Annotated in this window: 17 protein-coding genes; 16 read left to right on the plus strand and 1 reads right to left on the minus strand. The window is 68.5% G+C overall.

Annotation, left to right across the window (positions count from 1 at the left end):
• Window positions 1-61: 61 nt before the first annotated feature.
• The 12 genes from ON40_RS13105 (at window position 62) to nuoN (ending at window position 15,537) form a co-directional block, all read left to right on the plus strand.
• Window positions 62-616: a NuoB/complex I 20 kDa subunit family protein gene (locus ON40_RS13105; RefSeq protein ID WP_040822153.1), complete on the plus strand. Its 555-nt coding sequence runs from the start codon at window positions 62-64 to the stop codon at window positions 614-616.
• Window positions 613-1,383 (plus strand): NADH-quinone oxidoreductase subunit C, encoded by a 771-nt coding sequence (locus tag ON40_RS13110; RefSeq protein ID WP_083895612.1) that lies wholly within the window; start codon window positions 613-615, stop codon window positions 1,381-1,383. Before ON40_RS13105 ends, ON40_RS13110 begins: the two co-directional genes overlap by 4 nt.
• Entirely contained in the window at window positions 1,383-2,705 is a 1,323-nt protein-coding gene (gene nuoD, locus ON40_RS13115; RefSeq protein ID WP_040822155.1) for an NADH dehydrogenase (quinone) subunit D, read from the plus strand. Before ON40_RS13110 ends, nuoD begins: the two co-directional genes overlap by 1 nt.
• Window positions 2,702-3,427 carry an NADH-quinone oxidoreductase subunit NuoE gene (gene nuoE / locus ON40_RS13120; protein ID WP_040822157.1) on the plus strand — a complete coding sequence of 242 codons (726 nt, stop codon included), beginning with the start codon at window positions 2,702-2,704 and terminating at the stop codon, window positions 3,425-3,427. Before nuoD ends, nuoE begins: the two co-directional genes overlap by 4 nt.
• Window positions 3,424-4,761 (plus strand): NADH-quinone oxidoreductase subunit NuoF, encoded by a 1,338-nt coding sequence (gene nuoF, locus ON40_RS13125; protein WP_040822158.1) that lies wholly within the window; start codon window positions 3,424-3,426, stop codon window positions 4,759-4,761. Before nuoE ends, nuoF begins: the two co-directional genes overlap by 4 nt.
• Window positions 4,758-7,205 carry an NADH-quinone oxidoreductase subunit G gene (locus ON40_RS13130; RefSeq protein ID WP_040822159.1) on the plus strand — a complete coding sequence of 816 codons (2,448 nt, stop codon included), beginning with the start codon at window positions 4,758-4,760 and terminating at the stop codon, window positions 7,203-7,205. Before nuoF ends, ON40_RS13130 begins: the two co-directional genes overlap by 4 nt.
• Window positions 7,198-9,036, plus strand: coding sequence for an NADH-quinone oxidoreductase subunit NuoH (gene nuoH / locus ON40_RS13135; protein WP_051193052.1), 1,839 nt, complete (start codon window positions 7,198-7,200; stop codon window positions 9,034-9,036). Before ON40_RS13130 ends, nuoH begins: the two co-directional genes overlap by 8 nt.
• A gap of 61 nt (window positions 9,037-9,097) precedes the next feature.
• Complete coding sequence (locus ON40_RS13140) at window positions 9,098-9,970, plus strand: NADH-quinone oxidoreductase subunit J (protein ID WP_051193053.1); 873 nt, start codon at window positions 9,098-9,100, stop codon at window positions 9,968-9,970.
• Window positions 9,971-9,986: 16 nt separating this feature from the next.
• Window positions 9,987-10,286 (plus strand): NADH-quinone oxidoreductase subunit NuoK, encoded by a 300-nt coding sequence (gene nuoK / locus ON40_RS13145; protein ID WP_040822160.1) that lies wholly within the window; start codon window positions 9,987-9,989, stop codon window positions 10,284-10,286.
• Window position 10,287: 1 nt separating this feature from the next.
• Complete coding sequence (gene nuoL / locus ON40_RS13150; RefSeq protein ID WP_040822161.1) at window positions 10,288-12,177, plus strand: NADH-quinone oxidoreductase subunit L; 1,890 nt, start codon at window positions 10,288-10,290, stop codon at window positions 12,175-12,177.
• Window positions 12,178-12,241: 64 nt separating this feature from the next.
• Window positions 12,242-13,915 carry an NADH-quinone oxidoreductase subunit M gene (locus ON40_RS13155; protein WP_083895613.1) on the plus strand — a complete coding sequence of 558 codons (1,674 nt, stop codon included), beginning with the start codon at window positions 12,242-12,244 and terminating at the stop codon, window positions 13,913-13,915.
• Between the two features lie 59 nt (window positions 13,916-13,974).
• Window positions 13,975-15,537 (plus strand): NADH-quinone oxidoreductase subunit NuoN, encoded by a 1,563-nt coding sequence (gene nuoN, locus ON40_RS13160; protein WP_085997711.1) that lies wholly within the window; start codon window positions 13,975-13,977, stop codon window positions 15,535-15,537.
• Window positions 15,538-15,547: 10 nt separating this feature from the next.
• On the opposite strand, the gene ON40_RS13165 is transcribed toward nuoN, so the two are convergent.
• Complete coding sequence (locus ON40_RS13165; RefSeq protein WP_040822163.1) at window positions 15,548-16,357, minus strand: alpha/beta hydrolase; 810 nt, start codon at window positions 16,355-16,357, stop codon at window positions 15,548-15,550.
• A gap of 120 nt (window positions 16,358-16,477) precedes the next feature.
• Here ON40_RS13165 and ON40_RS13170 point away from each other — a divergent pair, with 120 nt between their 5' ends.
• From ON40_RS13170 to ON40_RS13185, 4 genes are all read left to right on the plus strand, one after another.
• The gene (locus ON40_RS13170) at window positions 16,478-16,837 is read left to right on the plus strand and encodes a VOC family protein (RefSeq protein WP_040822164.1); all 360 of its coding nucleotides are present in this window, start codon (window positions 16,478-16,480) and stop codon (window positions 16,835-16,837) included.
• Between the two features lie 192 nt (window positions 16,838-17,029).
• The gene (locus tag ON40_RS13175) at window positions 17,030-17,881 is read left to right on the plus strand and encodes an alpha/beta hydrolase (protein WP_040822165.1); all 852 of its coding nucleotides are present in this window, start codon (window positions 17,030-17,032) and stop codon (window positions 17,879-17,881) included.
• Window positions 17,882-17,920: 39 nt separating this feature from the next.
• Window positions 17,921-19,891 (plus strand): hypothetical protein, encoded by a 1,971-nt coding sequence (locus ON40_RS53190; protein ID WP_169541856.1) that lies wholly within the window; start codon window positions 17,921-17,923, stop codon window positions 19,889-19,891.
• 125 nt (window positions 19,892-20,016) lie between these two features.
• Entirely contained in the window at window positions 20,017-21,195 is a 1,179-nt protein-coding gene (locus tag ON40_RS13185) for a hypothetical protein (protein ID WP_157186285.1), read from the plus strand.
• The last annotated feature ends 106 nt before the right edge of the window (window positions 21,196-21,301 follow it).

Below are 21,301 nucleotides of genomic sequence, written 5' to 3' on the forward strand. Positions count from 1 at the left end.
AAACCCGCCTCCGGTCCACACCGGAGCGAGGGTTTCGAGGACGGAAGCGAGTCGGTCCGAGATGGGTCTGGAAGAGAAACTGCCGAGCGGATTCCTGCTGAGCACGGTCGAACAGTTCGCCGGATATATGCGCAAGGGCTCGCTGTGGCCCGCGACGTTCGGGCTGGCCTGCTGCGCGATCGAGATGATGGCCACCGGCGCGGGCCGATTCGACAGCGCCCGATTCGGCATGGAGGTGTTCCGCGCCTCGCCCCGGCAGGCCGATCTGATGATCGTCGCCGGTCGGGTCAGCCAGAAGATGGCCCCGGTGCTACGCCAGGTCTACGACCAGATGACCGAGCCCAAATGGGTTCTGGCCATGGGCGTGTGCGCCTCCTCGGGCGGGATGTTCAACAACTACGCCGTCGTGCAGGGCGTGGATCACGTTGTGCCCGTGGACATCTACCTGCCCGGCTGCCCGCCCCGCCCGGAGATGCTGCTGCACGCGATCCTCACCCTGCACGAGCAGATCCAGCACATGCCCCTCGGGGTGAACCGCGAGGAGGCCGTGCGCGCCGCCGAGGCCGCGGCCCTGGCGGTCACCCCGACCATCCAACTCAAGGGGCTGCTGCGATGACCTTCGACTCCCCCGGCACCAGCGAGCGCACACCGGAGGCCGCGGTGAACGACACCCCTTCCAGCACAGAACGATCCGAGCCCACCCCGACACCCCCGCCCGAACCCGCGGGCGAGGAGGTGATCGGCGTGCGGCGCGGCATGTTCGGAGTCACCGGCAGCGGCGACACCTCCGGCTACGGCCGCCTGATCCGCACCCTGAGCCTGCCCGGCAGCACACCCCCGCCCTACGGCGGCTACTTCGACGAGCTGATCGACCAACTACGACACGCGTTGTCCGACGAGGGCTTCACCGCCGCGATCGAGAAGGTCGTGGTTTTCCGCGACGAGCTGACCCTGCACGTGCGACGCGAACGCCTGCCCGCCCTCGCGCAGGCCCTGCGCGACGCGGGGCCGCTGCGTTTCGAGCTGTGCCTGGGCGTGAGCGGAGCACATTACCCCGACGACGCCGGGCGCGAACTGCACGCGGTCTACCACCTGATGTCGATCACCCACAACCGGCGACTGCGCGTGGAAGTGGCCGCGCCGGACGACGATCCGCACATCCCGTCGCTGTATTCGGTGTATCCCACCACCGACTGGCACGAGCGGGAGACCTACGACTTCTTCGGCATCCGGTTCGACGGTCACCCCTCGCTGACCCGCATCGAGATGCCCGACGACTGGCGCGGACACCCCCAGCGCAAGGACTACCCGCTCGGCGGGATCCCGGTCGAGTACAAGGGCGCGCGCATCCCGCCGCCCGACGAGCGGAGGACGTACAACTGATGAGCGAGACGGATACGCGGCGCGAACAGCAGCCGGGAGAAACCACCATCACCGTCGTCGGGCAGGACTGGGACGATGTGCGCGAAGCCCTCGACGGCGCGGCCGAGGAACGCATCGTGGTCAACATGGGCCCGCAGCACCCCTCCACCCACGGTGTGCTGCGGCTGATCCTGGAGATCGAGGGCGAGACCGTCACCGAGGCCCGCTGCGGCATCGGCTATCTACATACCGGCATCGAGAAGAGTCTCGAATTCCGCAGCTGGGTGCAGGGCGTCACGTTCGTCACCCGCATGGACTACCTCTCGCCGTTCTTCAACGAGACCGCCTACTGCCTGGCGGTGGAGAAACTGCTCGACATCACCGAGGCGATTCCCGAGCGCGTCAACGTGATTCGGGTGATGCTCATGGAGCTCAACCGGATCTCCTCACATCTGGTGGCCCTGGCCACCGGCGGCATGGAACTGGGCGCGCTGACCCCGATGCTGTTCGGATTCCGCGAACGCGAACTGATCCTGGACATCTTCGAGACCATCACCGGCCTGCGCATGAACCACGCCTACATCCGTCCCGGCGGCCTGGCCCAGGACCTGCCCGAGGACGGCGTGGCCAAGATCCGAGATCTGCTGGCGCTCATGCCCAAACGGCTGCGCGATATGGAACTGCTGCTCAACCAGAACCCCATCTGGAAGGCCCGCACCCGCGACGTCGGCTACCTGGATCTGGCCGGATGCATGGCCCTGGGCATCACCGGCCCGGTGCTGCGCGCCACGGGACTGCCGCACGACCTGCGTAAATCCCAGCCGTACTGCGGATACGAGAACTACGAGTTCGACGTCATGACCGACACCGGCAACGACTGCTACGGCCGCTACCTGATCCGGGTCAACGAGATGCGCGAATCGCTCAAGATCGTCGAGCAGTGCCTGGACAAGTTGCGGCCCGGCCCGATCATGGTGGCGGACAAGAAGATCGCCTGGCCCGCGGACCTGGCCCTGGGCCCGGACGGGCTGGGCAACTCCCCCGAGTACATCGGCACCATCATGGGCACCTCCATGGAGGCGCTGATCCACCACTTCAAACTCGTCACCGAGGGGATGCGCGTGCCTCCGGGGCAGGTGTACTGCGCGGTCGAATCCCCGCGCGGCGAACTCGGCGTGCACATGGTCAGCGACGGCGGCACCCGTCCGCACCGGGTGCACTTCCGCGACCCCTCGTTCACGAATCTGCAGGCCGTGGCCGCGATGTGCGAAGGCGGCATGGTCGCCGACGTCATCGCGTCGGTGGCGAGTCTGGACCCGGTGATGGGCGGTGTGGACCGATGAGCCGAATCATGCTGAAACTGACCACCAAACCGATCCCGTATCCGGTCGAGGTGCACGACCGCCTGGCCGCGGACGCCAAGACCATCCTGGACTGCTATCCGCAGTCGCGCTCGGCACTGCTGCCGCTGCTACACCTGGTGCAGAGCGTGGAAGGATACGTCTCGGGCACCGGAATCGGTTTCTGCGCAGAGCAATTGGGGCTGACCGACGCCGAGGTGACCGCGGTGGCCACCTTCTATTCGATGTACCGCAGCAGCCCGACCGGGGACTACCACGTCGGGGTGTGCACCAACACGCTGTGCGCGGTGCTGGGCGGCGACGAGATCCTCGCGACGCTGCAGGAGCATCTGGGTGTGCGGCACGGTGAGACCACCACCGACGGCAGCATCACCCTCGAGCACATCGAATGCAACGCCGCCTGCGACTACGCACCGGTGCTGATGGTCAACTGGGAGTTCTTCGACAACCAGACTCCCGAATCCGCACGCGCCCTGATGGATTCGCTGCGCGCCGGCGAACCGGTCACCGGAACGCGCAGCGGCCTGCCGGTGTGCACGTTCCGCGAGACCGCCCGCGTGCTGGCCGGATTCCCGGACGAACGTCCCGGAGCCACCGACGGCGAGCCCGGCGCGCCCACCCTGGCCGGACTACAGGTCGCGCGCAGCATCGAACAATCACCGCCGCAACACGATTCGGCCGCATCGAACGGGAGCGACCGGTGAGCCTGGCACCCGTACTGACCCGCTACTGGGACGAACCGCAGTCCTGGACGATGGACACCTACCGCCGCCACGACGGCTACCGCGCACTGTCCCAGGCACTGCGCATGGAACCGGACGAGGTCATCTCCACGGTCAAGGACTCCGGGTTGCGCGGGCGCGGCGGCGCGGGCTTCCCCACTGGCATGAAATGGGGATTCATCCCGCAGGGCCCCGGCCCGGACGGCACGAGCAAACCGCACTATCTGGTCGTCAACGCCGACGAGTCCGAACCGGGCACCTGCAAGGACATGCCACTGATGCTGGCGACCCCGCACGTGCTCATCGAGGGCGTCATCATCGCGGCGTACGCGATCCGCGCGGCGCAGGCGTTCATCTACGTGCGCGGTGAGGTCGTGCCCGTGCTGCGGCGGCTGCAGGTCGCGGTCGCGGAAGCCTACGCCGCGGGCTACCTCGGACACGACATCCTCGGCTCGGGCTACGACCTGGACCTGATCGTGCACGCCGGCGCCGGCGCGTACATCTGCGGTGAGGAGACCGCACTGCTGGACTCGCTCGAGGGCCGCCGCGGCCAGCCCCGGCTGCGTCCGCCGTTCCCGGCCGTGGCGGGCCTGTACGCCTGCCCGACCGTGGTCAACAACGTCGAATCCATCGCCAGCGTGCCGGAGATCATCCGCAACGGCGTCGACTGGTTCCGCACCATGGGTTCCGAACGCTCGCCCGGATTCACCCTCTACTCGCTGTCCGGACACGTCACCCGGCCCGGCCAGTACGAGGCCCCGCTGGGTGTCACGCTGCGTGAGCTGCTCGGGTACGCGGGCGGCGTGCGCGCCGGGCACACCCTGAAGTTCTGGACGCCCGGCGGATCGTCCACCCCGCTGTTCACCGCCGAACACCTGGACGTGCCACTGGACTACGAGAACGTCACCGCGGCCGGATCCATGTTGGGCACCAAGGCATTACAGATCTTCGACGACACCACCTGCATCGTGCGGGCGGTGCTGCGCTGGACCGAGTTCTACGCCCACGAATCCTGCGGCAAATGCACGCCCTGTCGCGAGGGCACCTACTGGCTGGTGCAGCTGCTCGAACGCATCGAAACCGGCCACGGCACCGGCGCGGATCTGGACAAACTCCTGGACATCGCCGACAACATCAACGGCAAGTCGTTCTGCGCCCTGGGCGACGGCGCGGCGAGCCCGATCTTCTCCTCCCTGAAGTACTTCCGCGAGGAATACGAGCAGCACCTGCGCGGCGGCTGCCCGTTCGACCCGGCCCACAGCACCGCGTGGGCCACCGCCGACACCGCCATCGCTGAACGAGGAGGCGCGCGATGACCGCCACGGTCCCCACCGACACCAGCGGCGTCACCCCCGCGGATCTGGTGAGCCTGACCATCGACGACACCACCCTCAGCGTGCCCGCCGGGACGCTGCTGATCCGCGCGGCGGAACTGGTCGGCATCCAGATCCCCCGATTCTGCGACCATCCGCTGCTGGACCCCGTCGGCGCGTGCCGCCAATGCCTCGTCGAGGTCGAAGGACAGCGAAAGCCGGTGGCGTCCTGCACGATTCCGGTCACCGAGGGCATGATCGTGCGCACCCAGCTCAGTTCTCCCGTCGCGCGCAAATCGCAGGAGGGGGTGATGGAACTGCTGCTGATCAACCATCCACTGGACTGCCCGGTGTGCGACAAGGGCGGGGAATGCCCGTTGCAGAACCAGGCGATGTCCAACGGACGCGCCGAATCCCGCTTCGAAGGCGTCAAACGTACGTATCCCAAACCGATTCCGCTGTCCAGCGCGGTGCTGCTGGATCGCGAACGCTGTGTGCTGTGCGCGCGCTGCACGCGCTTCTCCCAGCAGGTCGCCGGGGATCCGTTCATCGAGTTGATGGATCGCGGTGCGCTGCAACAGGTCGGCATCGCCGACGGCGAACCCCTGGACTCCTACTTCTCCGGCAACACCGTGCAGATCTGCCCGGTCGGCGCACTCACCGGCACCACCTACCGCTTCCGCGCCCGGCCCTTCGACCTGGTCTCCAGTCCCGCGGTGTGCGAGCACTGCGCCTCGGGCTGCGCCCAGCGCACCGACCACCGCCGCGGCACCGTGCTGCGCCGCCTGGCCGGTGACGACCCGCAGGTCAACGAGGAATGGAACTGCGACAAGGGCCGCTGGGCGTTCAGCTACGCCACCCAACCCGATCGCCTCACCACACCGCTGGTGCGCGACTGGAACGGCACCCTGGCCCCGGCATCCTGGTCCGAGGCGCTGGCCCGCGCCGCGGAGGGCCTGGCCTCCGCACACGGTAACGCCGGTGTGCTGGTCGGCGGCCGCAGCACCCTCGAGGACGCCTACGCGTATTCGAAATTCGCGCGAATCGCGTTGGACACCAACGATATCGACTTCCGGGCCCGCGCCCATTCGGCCGAGGAGACCCGGTTCCTGGCCGCCCGCATCGCCGGACAGGGCATGCGCGTGGACTACGCCGCCCTCGAGACCGCGCCGGTGGTGCTGCTGGCCGGATTCGAGCCCGAAGAGGAATCGCCGATGGTGTACGTGCGGCTGCGCAAAGCCGCACGCAAACACGGACTTCCGGTGTACTCGCTGGCCGCGTACGCCTCGCGCGGGCTCGAACGGATGGCGGGCACGCTGATTGCCACGGTGCCCGGCGACGAGCCGCGCCTGCTCGAGGCGCTGCGCATCGGCGACGGTCCCGCCGAGCTGGACGCGCCAGCCGAGCTGCTGCGCGTGCCCGGCGCGGTGATCCTGGCCGGGGAACGCCTCGCCACGGTCCCCGGCGCGCTCACCGCGATCGCGCGACTGGCCGACGACACCGGCGCGGCACTGGCGTGGGTGCCCCGGCGCGCGGGCGAGCGCGGCGCACTCGAGGCCGGAGCGCTGCCCGGCCTGCTGCCGGGCGGACGTCCGGTCGCCGATTCCCGTGCGCGCCAACAGGTCAAGACCGCATGGGACGTGGACGAACTGCCCGCCGCGCCCGGGCGTGACACCGCCGCCATCCTCGCCGACGCCGCCGCACTCGGAGCGCTGGTCGTGGGCGGAGTCGAGGTCGCCGACCTGCCCGACCCCCGCGCGGCACTCGCGGCCATCGACGCCGCCCGCTTCGTGGTGGCTCTGGAACTGCGCACCAGCGAGATCACCGACCGCGCCGACGTCGTGTTCCCCGTCGCCACCGCCATGGAGAAGGCGGGCACCTTCCTGACCTGGGAGGGCCGCGCCCGCGAATTCGACGCCGCCCTGGCCGATCCCACCGTGCGCAGGCAGTCCGCGCCGCTGGCCGATCATCGCGTCCTGCACGCCATCGCCGAAGAGATGGGCGTGCGGCTGGGCCTGCTCGATATCGCCTCGGCCCGTAGGGAATTGGCGAACCTCGGCACCTGGGACGGACCACCGGCCACCGGACCGGACACGATGCCCGAACCGGTCATCGAACGCACACCCGGCACCGCGGTGCTGGCCGGATGGCGCATGCTGCTCGATCGCGGCCGCCTGCAGGACGGGGAAGCGCACCTGGCCGGGACCGCGCGCCCCTCGGTGGTGCGGCTCTCGCACGACACCGCGGCCGCAATCGGGGCCGCCACAGGCGATCCGGTGCACGTGAGCACCGACCACGGCCACCTCACCCTGCCCCTGGTCGTCACCGAGATGCCCGACCGGGTGGTGTGGCTGCCGCTGAACTCGCCCGGTTCGGCGGTGTACGAACACCTCGCCGTCACCCCCGGGCACCTGGTGCGGATCCGACGGGAGGACCACCGTGAATGAGTTCGTAGCCGCATCGACCGCGGCGAGCACCGACCTGACCGCCTTCGGGCACGACCCGTGGTGGCTGGTGATCGTCAAATGTGTCGCGATCTTCATCTTCCTGCTGCTGATCCCGATGCTGGGCGTCTACGCCGAACGCAAGATCGTCGCGTTCATGCAGATGCGCGTGGGCCCGAACCGCGTCGGCCCGAACGGGACGCTGCAGTCCATCGCCGACGGGGTCAAGATGCTCCTGAAGGAGGACATCGTCCCGGCCATCGTGGACAAGCCGATATTCATTCTCGCGCCGGTGATTTCGCTGATTCCGGCGGTGATGGCGTTCGCGGTGATGCCCTTCGGGCCGCAGGTGTCGATCTTCGGCACCCACACTCCGCTGCAGCTGACCGATATGCCCGTCGGGGTGCTGTACATCCTGGCGATGGCCTCGGTCGGGGTCTACGGGATCGTGCTGGCCGGATGGGCCTCTGGTTCGACCTATCCGCTGCTGGGCGGGCTGCGCTCGACCGCGCAGGTGATCTCCTACGAGATCGCCATGGCCGCCTGCTTCGCCGCGGTGTTCCTGCTGACCGGCACCATGTCCACCTCCGGCATCGTCGCGTACCAGTACGGCACCTGGAATGTGTTCCTGCTGCTGCCCTCGTTCGTGATCTACGCGGTCTCGATGGTCGGCGAGACCAACCGAGCCCCGTTCGACCTGCCCGAAGCCGAGGGCGAACTGGTCGGCGGATTCCACACCGAGTACTCCTCGCTCAAATTCGCGATGTTCATGATGGCCGAGTACATCAACATGGGCACCGTCTCGGCGCTGGCGACCACGTTGTTCTTCGGCGGCTGGCACGCCCCGTTCCCGCTGAGCCTGTGGGCGGGCGCGAATTCGGGCTGGTGGCCGCTGCTGTGGTTCACCGCGAAGGTGTGGGTGTTCCTGTTCGTGTTCATCTGGCTGCGCGGCACGCTGCCGCGGCTGCGCTACGACCAGTTCATGAATCTGGGCTGGAAGCTGCTGATCCCGGCCTCGCTGCTGTGGGTGATGTTCGTGGCCGTACTGAAAGTGCTGCAGGACAACGGATATCACGTACAGACCGCCGGACTGGTGATCGGCGGCATCGTGCTGACCCTGCTGCTGCTCGCGGCGGTGGTGCGCGCCGGACTGCGCGGCAACGACCGGCCCGCCCGCACCGAATCCGCGCATCCCACACCGGAATACGCCGGATTCCCGGTCCCGCCGATGCCCACGACCCCGCCCCCGCGCGGTCCGAAACCCGGTCTGCTCGAACCGTTCGGCGGTTTCGCGGTCACCTTCCTGACCATGTTCAAAAAGCCCAACACCGAGTTCTATCCCGAGGTCAAAGTCCCCACCGCGCCCCGCTATCACGGCCGTCACCAGCTCAACCGGCACCCCGACGGGCTGGAGAAATGCATAGGCTGCGAACTGTGCGCGTGGGCGTGCCCCGCGGATGCGATCTACGTCGAAGGCGCGGACAACACCGAGACCGAACGCTATTCCCCCGGCGAACGGTACGGCCGGGTCTACCAGATCAACTATCTGCGCTGCATCGGCTGCGGACTGTGCATCGAGGCGTGCCCCACCCGCGCGCTGACGATGACCAACGAATACGAACTCGCCGACGACAACCGCGCCGACCTGATCTACGAGAAGGACCGGCTGCTGGCCCCACTCGAGCCCGGCATGACCCTCCCGCCGCACGCGATGGTCCCCGACACCACCGAACAGGACTACTACCTCGGCACCGTCGATGTGCTCGGCAGTCTTGCCGCGGGACAGGACCCGAACCAGGCGCCCGCGGCTCACACCGAAGGAGCCCTGCGATGACTCCGGCGACACATCGCGGCGCTACAGCTACACCGCGTACCGGACCCGAAGGAGGTTCGCGATGACCATCCTGGCGACACAACTGGTTTCGGCCACCCAGCAGATTCCGCTGGCCGCGCACCCGGTACGCGCCTCCACCGGTGAAGCGGTGCTGTTCTGGGTGCTGGCGGTGGTCTCGGTCGTCGGCGCGGTCGGCATGGTGACCGCGCGCAAGGCTGTGCATGCCGCGATGTGCCTGGCGGGCACCATGATCACCCTGTCGGTGTTCTACATCGCCGAGAATGCCCTGTTCCTGGGCGTGGTGCAGATCGTGGTCTACACCGGCGCGGTGATGATGCTGTTCCTGTTCGTGCTGATGCTCGTCGGGGTCGACTCCTCCGAATCGTTGCGCGAAACACTGCGCGGGCATCGCATCGCTGTCCTGGTGGTCGGCATCGGCTTCGGGCTGATCCTGATCGCCGCGATCTCGCGCGGCATGCGCGATCATTCGGTCGCCGGCACCGGACCCGGCTTCGCCCAGGACACCATCGGCGAACTGGCCGAACTGATCTTCGTGCGGTACGTGTGGGCGTTCGAACTCACCGGCGCACTGCTGATCACCGCCACCATCGGCGCGATGGTGCTCGCGCACCGCGAACGGTTCGGGCCGCGCACCGACCAGCGCGAGATGTCCCAGCGCCGGGTGCGCCGCGGCGATCGGGTCACCCCGCTGCCCACCCCGGGCGTGTACGCCCGGCACAACGCGGTCGACGTCCCCGCCCGCCTGCCCGACGGCTCGTTCGCCGAACTGTCGGTCAGCACCGTGCTGCGCCACCGCCGCAACCGCGCCCACACCGAGGCCGCGGCCATCGGCGTGGGCCTGACCGACTCGGACGACAACGCCCGCCCCGCAAACGGGAACGGCTCCGGCAACGACGCCCCCACGCACGGCTGACCAGAAAGGCTCTGCGGTGAATCCGGACAACTACCTGTATCTCTCGGCTCTGCTGTTCACCATCGGTGCGGCCGGAGTTCTGGTGCGGCGCAACGCGATCGTGGTGTTCATGTGCATCGAGCTGATGCTCAACGCGGTGAACCTGACCTTCGTGACCTTCGCCCGCGAACACGGCAACCTCGACGGTCAGGTCTTCGCCTTCTTCACGATGGTCGTGGCCGCGGCCGAGGTCGTCATCGGCTTGGCCATCATCATGACCATCTTCCGCGCCCGCCGCTCGACCTCGGTCGACGACGCCAACCTGCTGAAGTACTGATATGGATACCACGCAGATGCTGTGGCTCCTGCCCGCGATCCCGCTGGCCGGTGCGGTGATCCTGCTGCTGGCCGGGCGCGTGAGCAACGCCTGGGGACATTGGCTCGGCCTGCTCGCCGCACTGGGTTCGTTCGCGATCGCGGTGTGGGCCTTCGTCGATATGCTCGGCCGCTCCGATGCCACCCGCGCGGTCTCGCACGACTTCTTCAGCTGGGTGCCCGCGGCCGGACTGCAGGTGAACTTCACCCTGCAACTCGATCAGCTCTCGATCTGCTTCGCGCTGCTGATCACCGGCGTCGGATCGCTGATCCACCTGTACTCGGTCGGCTACATGGCGCACGATCCCGGGCGGCGGCGCTTCTTCGCCTACCTGAACCTGTTCCTGGCCGCGATGCTGGTGCTGGTCCTGGCGGGCAACTATCTGGTGCTGTATCTGGGCTGGGAGGGCGTGGGTCTGGCGTCCTACCTGCTGATCGGGTTCTGGTATCACAAGCCCTCGGCCGCGACCGCTGCCAAGAAGGCGTTCGTGGTCAACCGGGTCGGCGATATGGGCCTGGCGATCGCGTTGTTCGTCATGTTCGCCACCTTCGGCTCACTCGATTTCGGGCAGGTGTTCGGCGGTGCGCCGCACGCGGGACAGGGCACACTGACCGCGATCGGGCTGTTGCTGCTGCTGGGCGCGTGCGGTAAATCCGCGCAGGTGCCGCTGCAGTCCTGGCTCGGGGACGCGATGGAGGGCCCGACCCCGGTCTCCGCGCTGATCCACGCAGCCACCATGGTCACCGCCGGGGTGTACCTGATCGCCCGCTCGCACGCCATCTTCGACCTCGCCCCCGGCGCTCGCGCGGGCGTGCTGATCGTTGGCGCGGTGACGTTGCTGTTCGGTGCGATCATCGGCTGCGCCAAGGACGACATCAAGAAGGCCCTGGCCGCCTCGACCATGAGCCAGATCGGGTACATGGTCCTGGCCGCGGGCCTGGGCCCGGCCGGATACGCGGTGGCGATCATGCATCTGCTCACCCACGGATTCTTCAAGGCCGGACTGTTCCTGGGCGCGGGATCGGTGATGCACGCGATGAACGACGAAACCGATATGCGCCGCTACGGCGGGCTGCGCGTGCTCATGCCGATCACCTTCGTCACCTTCGGCCTGGGATACCTGGCGATCATCGGGGTGCCGCCCTTCGCGGGCTTCTTCTCCAAGGACCGCATCATCGAGGCCGCGTTCGGGTACGGCGGCGCGAGCGGAGTCACCCTCGGCGTCGCGGCGCTGCTGGGTGCGGGGATCACCGCGTTCTACATGACACGGGTGATGCTGCTGACATTCTTCGGCAAGCGCCGCTGGCGGCCCGAGACCCACCCGCACGAATCACCCGTCGCCATGACCGGTCCGATGATCGTGCTCGCGCTGGGCTCGATCTTCTCCGGCGGCGTGTTCGTGTTCGGGTCCTCGCTGCAGAACTGGCTCGAACCCGTTGTCGGACAGCGGCATTCCGAAGGCGGCATGCCCTCCTGGGTGGTCACGGTGCTGGCACTGCTGGTCGTCGCGGCCGGTGTGGTGCTGGCCTACCGCCAGTACGGGCAACGTCCCGTCCCCGAAACCGCACCCGTGCCGGTGTCCGCGCTCACCGTTGCGGCCCGCCGCGACCTGTACGGCGACGCGGTCAACGAGGCCGCGTTCATGCGCCCCGGCGCCCGGCTGACCCGCTCGCTGGTGTTCCTGGACACCCGCGGCATCGACGGCCTGGTCAACTCCACGGCCACCGTCATCGGCGCGGCCTCCACCCGGATCCGGCGCGTGCAAACCGGTTTCGTGCGCTCGTACGCGCTGTCCATGTTCGCCGGCGCGGCCCTGGTGGTCGTGGCCCTGCTGGCGGTGAGTCTGATATGAGCGCCCCGTCCATGTTCACCCGTGCGGCCCCGGTGGTCGCCGCCCTGCTCACGGTGAGGTCGATGTGAACTATCCCTGGCTGACGACTCTGTGGGTGCTGCCGCTGGTCGGCGCGATCGTGGTGGTGGCGGTGCCGCGCGCCTGGCGGACCGCGGCACGGGCGACCGGGCTGCTGGTGGCGGTGGCCACGCTGGTGATCGCGATCGTGATCGCGGCACGGTTCACCCCCGGCGGACCGCAGTATCAGATGGTCGAATCACACCGGTGGATACCGGCTTTCGGGGCCGGATACACCCTGGGACTCGACGGGATCGCCCTGGCTCTGGTCCTGCTGACCGCAGGACTGGTGCCGCTGCTGATCGTGGCCGGATGGCGTGACGAGGACGAAGCCGGCGGCGGCCGGCGCGTGGCGCACATCTACGTGGCGCTGACGCTTGTGGTCGAGTCGATGGTGCTGGTGTCCTTCGTCTCGCTGGACATCCTGCTGTTCTACGTGTTCTTCGAGGTCATGCTGATCCCGATGTACTTCCTCATCGGCGGCTTCGGACCACACGGCGCCGATCCCGAACTGCGCCGCGCCCGCTCGCGCGCGGCGGTGAAGTTCCTGCTGTACAACCTGTTCGGCGGACTGATCATGCTCGCCGCGGTGATCGGACTCTACGTGCTCACCGCCCGCCAGCACCTCGGCGGAGCCGGCGGGACGTTCGATTTCCGGGCCGTGGTCCAAGCCGCCGCGACCGGACAGCTCGGCGCAGGGCCTGCGGTGCTCAACGGGCTGTTCCTGGGATTCTTGTTCGCCTTCGCGGTCAAGGCCCCGCTGTGGCCGCTGCACACCTGGCTGCCCGGGGCGGCGGTCTCGGCGACCCCCTCGAGCGCGGTGCTGATGATGGCGGTGGTCGACAAGGTCGGCACCTTCGGCATGCTGCGGTACTGCCTGCTGCTGTTCCCGCACGCCTCGAAAACCTATGCGCCACTGATCAGTGTGCTGGCCGTGGTCGGGATCGTGTACGGCGCGATCGTGGCGATCGGACAACGCGACGTGATGCGCCTGATCGCCTACACCTCCATCTCGCACTTCGGATTCATCATCCTGGGCATCTTCGCGATGACCAACCAGAGCGGTTCGGGTGCGACGCTGTACATGGTCAACCACGGCATCTCCACCGCGGCACTGTTCCTGATCGCCGGATTCCTGGTCTCGCGCAGGGGAACTCGCCTGATCGCCGACTTCGGCGGGGTGCAGAAGGTGGCACCGGTCCTGGCCGGGACGTTCCTGATCGCGGGCCTGGCCACCCTCTCGCTGCCGGGCCTGGCGCCGTTCGTCAGCGAATTCCTGGTCCTGGTGGGCACATTCACCCGATACCCGGTCGCGGCGATCTTCGCCACCAGCGCACTGGTCCTGGCCGCGCTGTACGTGCTGTGGATGTACCAGCGAATGATGACCGGCCCGGTCAAGGAGGGCAACGAGCGAGTCCGGGATCTGCTGCCACGCGAACTCGTGGTCGTGGTGCCGCTCATCGCGGCGCTGCTGTTCCTGGGCGCCTACCCGAAACCCCTGCTGGACCGGATCAATCCGGCCGTCGCGGGCACGCTCAGCACGATCGGGGCGCACGATCCCGCGCCCGCGGTACCGCAGGCCACATCCGAGCACAGCAGATCCGCCGGAAGTCCCCGGCCGGCCGAAGGGGCGCACGCCGCCACCGGACCGGCCGCCGCGAACGGAGGTACACACCCGTGAGTTCCCTTCTCGCCGCGACGGTTCCGGCACCCCCGATCGAATACCGTGATCTGTCACCGATGCTCGTCGTGTTCGGCGTCGCCGTCGTGGCGGTGCTGGTGGAGGCATTCGCGCCGCGCTCGTGGCGCTACGTGCTGCAACTGCTGCTGGGCGCGGCCGGACTCGTGGTCGCCCTGGTCATGGTGATCGGCCTGGCCGGTACACACAGCACCGCCGTGGTCGGCGCGGTCGCCATCGACAACGTCACCCTCGTACTGCAGGGCACGATCCTGGTGACCGCCCTGTTCGGCATGGCGCTGATGGCCGAACGCGGCATCGAACCCCGGCTGGGCCGCACACGCCGTGAGGGGCCGGGCACCTGGAGTCGCACCGCCGCCCTGGCCGCCGGAGCCCGGGTGCCGGTGGACGCGTTCACCCCGCAGGCGTCCGCGACGCCGGGCAGCTCGGACGAGATCGCTGCCGCGCGTGCGGGAATCACCACCACCGAGGTGTTCCCGCTGGCATTGTTCGCCGTCGGCGGGCTGATGCTGTTCCCGGCGTCCAACGATCTGCTGACCGCGTTCGTCGCGCTCGAGGTGCTCTCGTTGCCGCTGTATCTGCTGTGCGGGCTCGCGCGCCGCCGCAGGCTGCTCTCGCAGGAGGCGGCGCTGAAATACTTCCTGCTCGGCGCGTTCTCCTCCGCGTTCTTCCTGTACGGGATGGCGCTGCTGTACGGCTACGCCGGAACCGTGCGGTTCGCGGGCATCGCCGACGCGGTGGGCCGGGACTCGGGTTCGAAAACCCTTGCGGTACTGGGCCTTGCGATGCTCGCGGTCGGGCTGCTGTTCAAGATCGGTGCGGTGCCGTTCCAGTCCTGGGTGCCCGATGTGTACCAGGGTGCGCCGACCTCGGTGACCGCGTTCATGGCTGCGGGCACCAAGATCGCGGCCGTCGGTGTGCTGTTGCGCGTGCTGATGGTCGCGGTGCCGGGGCTGGGCCAGACGTGGCGGCCGATCCTGGCCGCGGTCGCGGTGGCCACCATGGCCGTCGGCGCGGTCATGGCGATCACCCAGACCGACGTCAAACGCATGCTCGCCTATTCCTCGGTCGCGCACGCCGGATTCATCCTGGTCGCGCTGGTCGCGGCGAACAGCGAAGGCGTGTCCTCGGTGCTGTTCTATCTGATCGCCTACGGCCTGAGCACCACCGGCGCGTTCGCGGTGGTGACGCTGGTGCGTGACCGGGTCGGCGACGAGGCCACCGCGATGTCGGCGTGGGCCGGGCTGGGCCGCCGATCCCCGTGGCTGGCCTCTATTTTCGCGCTGTTCCTGCTCTCGTTCGCGGGCATTCCGCTCACCAGCGGGTTCGTCAGCAAGTTCGCGGTGTTCCAGGCCGCGGCGACCGGCGGCTACGCGTGGCTGGTCATCGTGGGCGTGGTCTGCAGTGCGATCGCCGCCTACTTCTACATCCGCGTCATCGTGCTGATGTTCTTCACCGACCCGCCCGAGGACGCCCCGCAGATCGTGGCATCGCCGATCACCAGCACGGTGGTCGCGCTCACCGCCGCGGCGACCCTGGTCCTGGGCATCCTGCCGCAATCGGTGCTCGATATCGCCGATCGCGCAACACAATTCGTGCGCTGATCCGCGATCCTCAGCCCACGACCTCGCGCAGCCGGGCGGCGAACACCGCGGGATTCTCCACGAATCCGACGTGGCCGCCGGGGAACAGGGTCGGTTCGATGCCGAGTTCGGCGCCCAGCGCGCGGGAGGTTCGATCGCAGAACACACCCGCGGACGCCTCGCCGATACCGATGACGAGCCGGTCCCGCACGCCGCGCAGAGCGTCCAGGTCGGGCTGCCAGCCCGAGGTGCCTTCCAACTCGTGCAGGTAGAAGTAGCGGTCGTTGGCGATGTCCGCGGGCGCCCGGTTCCCGAACATCTGCTGGAATCGGTCCTCGGGAAGTTCGAGTTCGGCGTAGGAGAAGAACTTTCGGATCCCGGCGATCTCGTCCTCGCGGAAGGTGGCCACAATATCCTTGCGCCGGGCACGCATGGCGGGCCGGTCGTCCAGTAGTTCGGCCAGCGGTGGCTCGTGGGCCACGGCGAGAGACACCAGCTCCGGGGCGGACTGCAGCAGTGCCAGTGTGGTGATCGCGCCGCCGGAGGATCCGAGCACGACGGCGGGTCCGGCGGCGATGTGCCGCAACAGCCGAGCCAGATCCTGCGCGCGCAGTTCGGGGGTCGAATCGGCTTCCGGGTCGTTCAGCGCACTGCCGAAATGCCCGCGCGGATCGGTGGTCAGCACGGTGTACTCCCGTGCCAGCTGCTCGGCCAATCCCGCGAACGGCGCGGCGTGCATCGGCGAACCCACCAGCCCCACGAGCGGTCCGCTGCCGCGCAGTTCGTAGTACAGCCGCACATCCGGCGCGGCGAGGGTACCCGCGGTGACGGGAATGCTCATCGAATCCTCCAAGAGATCGAACCGGTCCTCGATGTGGACTCCCCCAGTCTCCGGAATTCATCGGCGTGGTCCACCGAGACTTCCGGTCACCGCAGTGCCCTCCGGCGATAGCCTCGATACATGATCAACGGTGCGCACACCATCATTCACGCGGCCGATCCCGAAGCCGCCCGCGAATTCTTCCGCGACGTTCTCGGCCTGGCCCACGTGGACGCTGGGCACGGCTGGCTGATCTTCCGCTCACCCCCGGCCGAGCTCGCGGTCCATCCCGCCGAGGCCCCCGACAGCGGGCGCTGCGAGTTGTACCTGATGTGCGACGACCTCACCGCGACGGTCGAGGAGTTGCGGGCAAAGGGCGTCGAGTTCACCGGGGAGGTCACCCAGGAGCGCTGGGGGCTGCGCACCGCACTGATCGTCCCGGGGGCCGGACCGATCGGGTTGTATCAGCCGACACACGAAATCGCCCACAGCATCGAGTGATTCGCGTGGATCCAGGATCTCCATCGCGACCTTCTTGCGGGGATGACCGTCGTCAGCACCTCATTCCCGCTTGATCCTAATCATATTAGGCAATATCCTAAGCTAGATAACAACCCGTGTGATGCGCCGTGTTCGGCCGCCGCGGCCCCGAGCGATCGGCCCGCCGATCACGATGAAAGACCCACAGCTGCAATGAGATCCGATACCTTCGCCGTGCCCGGCGCCACCATCTACCACGAGATCCGCGGGACGGGCCCGGTCCTGCTGATACTGCCCGGCGGCGGGGGCGATGCCAACGGGTCCGATGAGATGGCCGAACTGCTCGCACCGCACGTCACCGTCGTCACGATGGATGCGCGTGGGTATTCGCGCAGCACGCTCGACAGCGAGCGGCCCGAGCAGCAGCATGTGCGGGTGCAGAGCGAGGATGCGTACCTGCTGCTGCGGCACCTCACCGACGAGCCCGCCTACGTCGCCGGCGGTAGCGACGGCGCGATCGTCGGGCTCGATCTGCTGGCGCGTCATCCCGACGTGGTGCGCGGACTGCTCGCGCACGAGCCGCCCTGTTTCGCGGTGCTGCCCGACGCCGAGGAACATCGGGCTTTCGTGACCGAGGTCGCGCATCTCGCGCGCACCGACGGGATCGCCGCCGCGTCACGGCGATTCCTCGACGGCATCGGCGGCGCGATGGCGCCGTCCCCCGAACCGAGCGACCTCACGCCACATCAAACCGCCATGTGGGCACGGCTGGCCGTCAACGCGCCCATCATGATGGAATACGAGTTGTGCGAATTCACCTCGTACATCCCCGATTTCGCGACCTTGGCCACGCTGGCCGATCGACTCGTACTCGCCGTGGGCGCCGACTCGCGCCATCTGCTGCCCGCGCGACCGGCGGCACAGATCGCCGCGCGGCTCGGCCTCGAGGCCGTCGAATTTCCCGGCATGCACAACGGCGCGCGCACCCATACGCTCGAATTCGCCGCACGAGTGATCGAGCTCCTGGGGATACAGCGATATGCCAGGGGCGGCAGCATCCAATAGGCTACCGAGTGTTCGCGTAGCTACGAGGGAGTTTCACCGATGGACAACCCGCACCCGCCCGGAAATCGGCCCATGTCGGTGGCGCCGGACCCCGGTCGGGGTCGGGAGCCGGAACCGCCCCGGGGACGGCGGCATTCGCTCGCCGATGTGCTGGCGGCGGTCATGTTGCTGCTGGCCACACTGACCTATCTGGGCAGATTGGTGTGGGGGCTGTCGCAACCCGGCTACGAGATCCAGGCCCGCGATTTCGGTTCGCTGCTGGCCGCGATCATCGCGATTCCCGCCGGGGCGATGCTGGTGACCGGGATGAAACCGGCCGTGGGCCGACTCACCGGCGCCCTGGGCGCCGGGGCGATGCTGCTGTTCAACGCGGTGAACCTCACCGGAGGTTCGGTCGACGACGTGATCGGCAAATACGGTACGTGGGCGGCGATTCCGATCGTGGCGACCACCACCATCGCGATCATCGCGCTGTACCGGGCCTCATGGTCGTCCGAGCAGCAGGTCGTCGCGGCCGACCGGCGACAGGATCTCGACGAGGAATTCGTCCCGCGCCGACGCGAGGAGGACTTCGATTCGCCTCGCTACCAGGACGATTACCCCGCTCAGTCGCGTCGCGCGGAGGGGCCGTCGCGGTCCGCGCCCGTGGTCGAGCAGAGCGCCGGTGTGATCGGCGCTCCCGCAGCGGACGACGAGGATGTGCTGCCTCCCCTGGCGCAGCGCTCACCGTTCGGCGCGCCACCGCGGTCCGCACCCGAACCGCTGCTCGCAGAGCCGTCGCCGGAACCATCCGAGCACGTCAGGCCCGAGCCCGCACGGCCCGCTCCCGACCGTCCGACGGCCGAGGCAGCGCAGGAGTTCGCGGTGCCCGGCGAGCGTGCGACGCAGGAATATTCGTCGCTGCAACTGCCGGAGATGTCACTGCCCGAATCGGGGCCGCGGAACGGTCCGGCCGAGGCGTTCACCTCTGAACCTCCGATGCCACCCGAGCAGCACGAACCCGAATTCGCCGTGTCCGGACCGGCCGGATCGGCCCCGCACCCGCAGCCCACGCCGCCCGGTGAACCGCAGCCGCCTGCGCCGGAACCCTATGTGCCCGAACGTCTCGCGCCACAGCCCGCCGAACCCGAACCCGCCGGGGGCGGTGCGCCGCAGCAGGTTCCGTTCGCCGCGGCGCAGACTCCGCCCACCGAACCGTTCGCGCAACCCGATCCGGCGTTGTTCCATGCCGCGACCGATGGCATTCCCGCCGTGCCGCCGGTCGATCCGCCGACCGCGGTGCTGCCGCGTCCGGACTTCACAGCGAACCCACAGCAAGCCGGTCCGCCGGTGGTCGAACCGCAGCAGCACAATCCCGCGAACGTCGAACCCGAGCGGCACGACGGGTTCGGCACGCCACCGCCGTTCCCGCCGTCCAGCGGCGAGCCGTTCCACCCCGGACATGTCATCGCGCCGAATATGCATGCGCCCGAGACCGCCCCGCTGAACATGGGGTATCCGGGTGCGCCGCAGCCGCCCGCTCCGCCTGAGCCGCAACGTCCCGATGTCCCGTCCCCGCCGCCGCACACTGGATTCGGCGATGGCGCTCCCCCGTATCAGGGCGCTCCGCAACCCGGCACGCCCGTGCATCAGCCGTTCGGACCGCCGCAGAACAGCCCGTACCCACCGAACGATGGTCAGCAGGGCTCGCTGGGACTACCGCCGGGCACCGAACCCATTCCCGCACAGTTCGCTCCGCGTCAGCCGGTGCTGCGTCAGCCCGGCGGCTTCCTCGCCCCGCCGCCGGTCGATCCCGCACCGGCTCCCGGATGGCCGCAACCCGGTCCCGGACAGCCGCATCCGGACGGTCGGCGTCCGCAACTGCACGACGTGTCGTCCGCCGAACGGCCCGGTCCGCGCGAGCCGCAGCCGCCACATACCGAGGACGAAGCACAGCCGCCGGCGTATCTGGATCATCGGCAGTCACCGCCCAAACGCCTCGCACCTCCGCCGTGGGCGCAGGAACAGTAACCGACGTCGTCGCCGGGCCCAGCGGGTTGCCCGGACCGCGGTAACGCTGCCGGACGTGCGCGCACCCCTTAGGCTGATCGCGATCCGATTTCAGCATTTGCGCACGACAGCAGGGAGTTTCAGCGATGGCCAACCCGTATCACCCCGGCCCGGCGCCGATGCCGTCGCCACCGCCCCAGGGTTACGGGTGGCCCGCGCAACCGGGTGTGCCGCTCGCGCAGCCGGGTTTTTCTTCTGTGGGGCAGACGAATTCGCCGTTCCCCGCGCAGCGTGCGGCCGCACGGCGAGACATATTGACCCTCGTGGCTTCGGGTCTGGTGGTGCTGGCTCTGATCGTCGGAATCATCCGGATGTCCATCAGCGATGGCGCCGATTGGTTGACCGACTGGTATGTGCTGACGTGGGTCGTCCTCGTCACGACCGCGGTGGGTGGTGCGATACTGGCACTGCTCAACCGCAATCCCGCCGTGGCTCGTCTCACTGTCGCACTCTCGGCCGGTATGACGTTCATCGGTCCGTTCAGCAATCTCACTGTCGGCCCCTCCTCGTACGACGACGGCCAATACCGGTTCTGGCTGGCCGTACCGGCCACGCTTTTCGCTCTTGCCGCGATCGTCCTGCTGTACATGACTTCTCGCTTGAACGCAGCGCAATCTGCTGCCAAGCCGAGCGCTCCCGCGGCGCCAGGCTGGCCACAACAGCCGCACCCCGGCGTCGCGCAAGGGCCGCAATGGCCGCAGCCTCCGGCGCAGAACCCGCAGCCTCCCACCGGTTTTCCCGCTCCGCAGCCCCCTGCCGGATATGCTCAGCAGCCCGCGTACCAGCCTGCTGGTTACCCTCAGCCCGGGTTCGCGCCGCAACCGCAACTGCAACAGCCGTCGGCACCTCGGCAGCCGCTGTACCCGTCGCCGCCACCGCAGCAGCCCGCCGTCAACGCGCCCCAGCCCCCGCCCGCGGATCCGACGATCCTGCGGCAGCCTCCGACTCCGGCCGACAGCCAGGGCTCGATTCCTCAGCCGCCCAACCCCTTCGGACAGGCACAGAATTCCGGAGCCGAACCCACAGTCCTGCAGCGACCCAGTGCATTCGGCACTCCCCCCGGCTCTGATACCCCACCGACCGCCTCGCAGCAGCCGGACTCCGCCGCCCAGCCTTCGGCCGCACCACAGCCGAGCAGTACCCCGGCCACCCCGTCGACGAGCCAGCCGCCCGTCCAAGCGGGTCCGGCTCAGCCGGCCGCCTCGACCCCCACGCCACCACCCGCCTCGTCAGGTCAGCAGCAACCGCCGTCACCACAACACTGATCCCCGGTCGACTCCCGGTCTCCTTCTCACATCTCTGCACTGAGCAAGCCGACTCGTCGTCGACTCTGTGACAGAGTGGGTCGGTGCCTGCTCGGGGGCGTCGACG

Origin of the sequence: Nocardia jiangxiensis NBRC 101359 (assembly GCF_000308615.1) — a bacterium.
In the GTDB taxonomy this organism is placed as follows: domain Bacteria; phylum Actinomycetota; class Actinomycetes; order Mycobacteriales; family Mycobacteriaceae; genus Nocardia; species Nocardia jiangxiensis.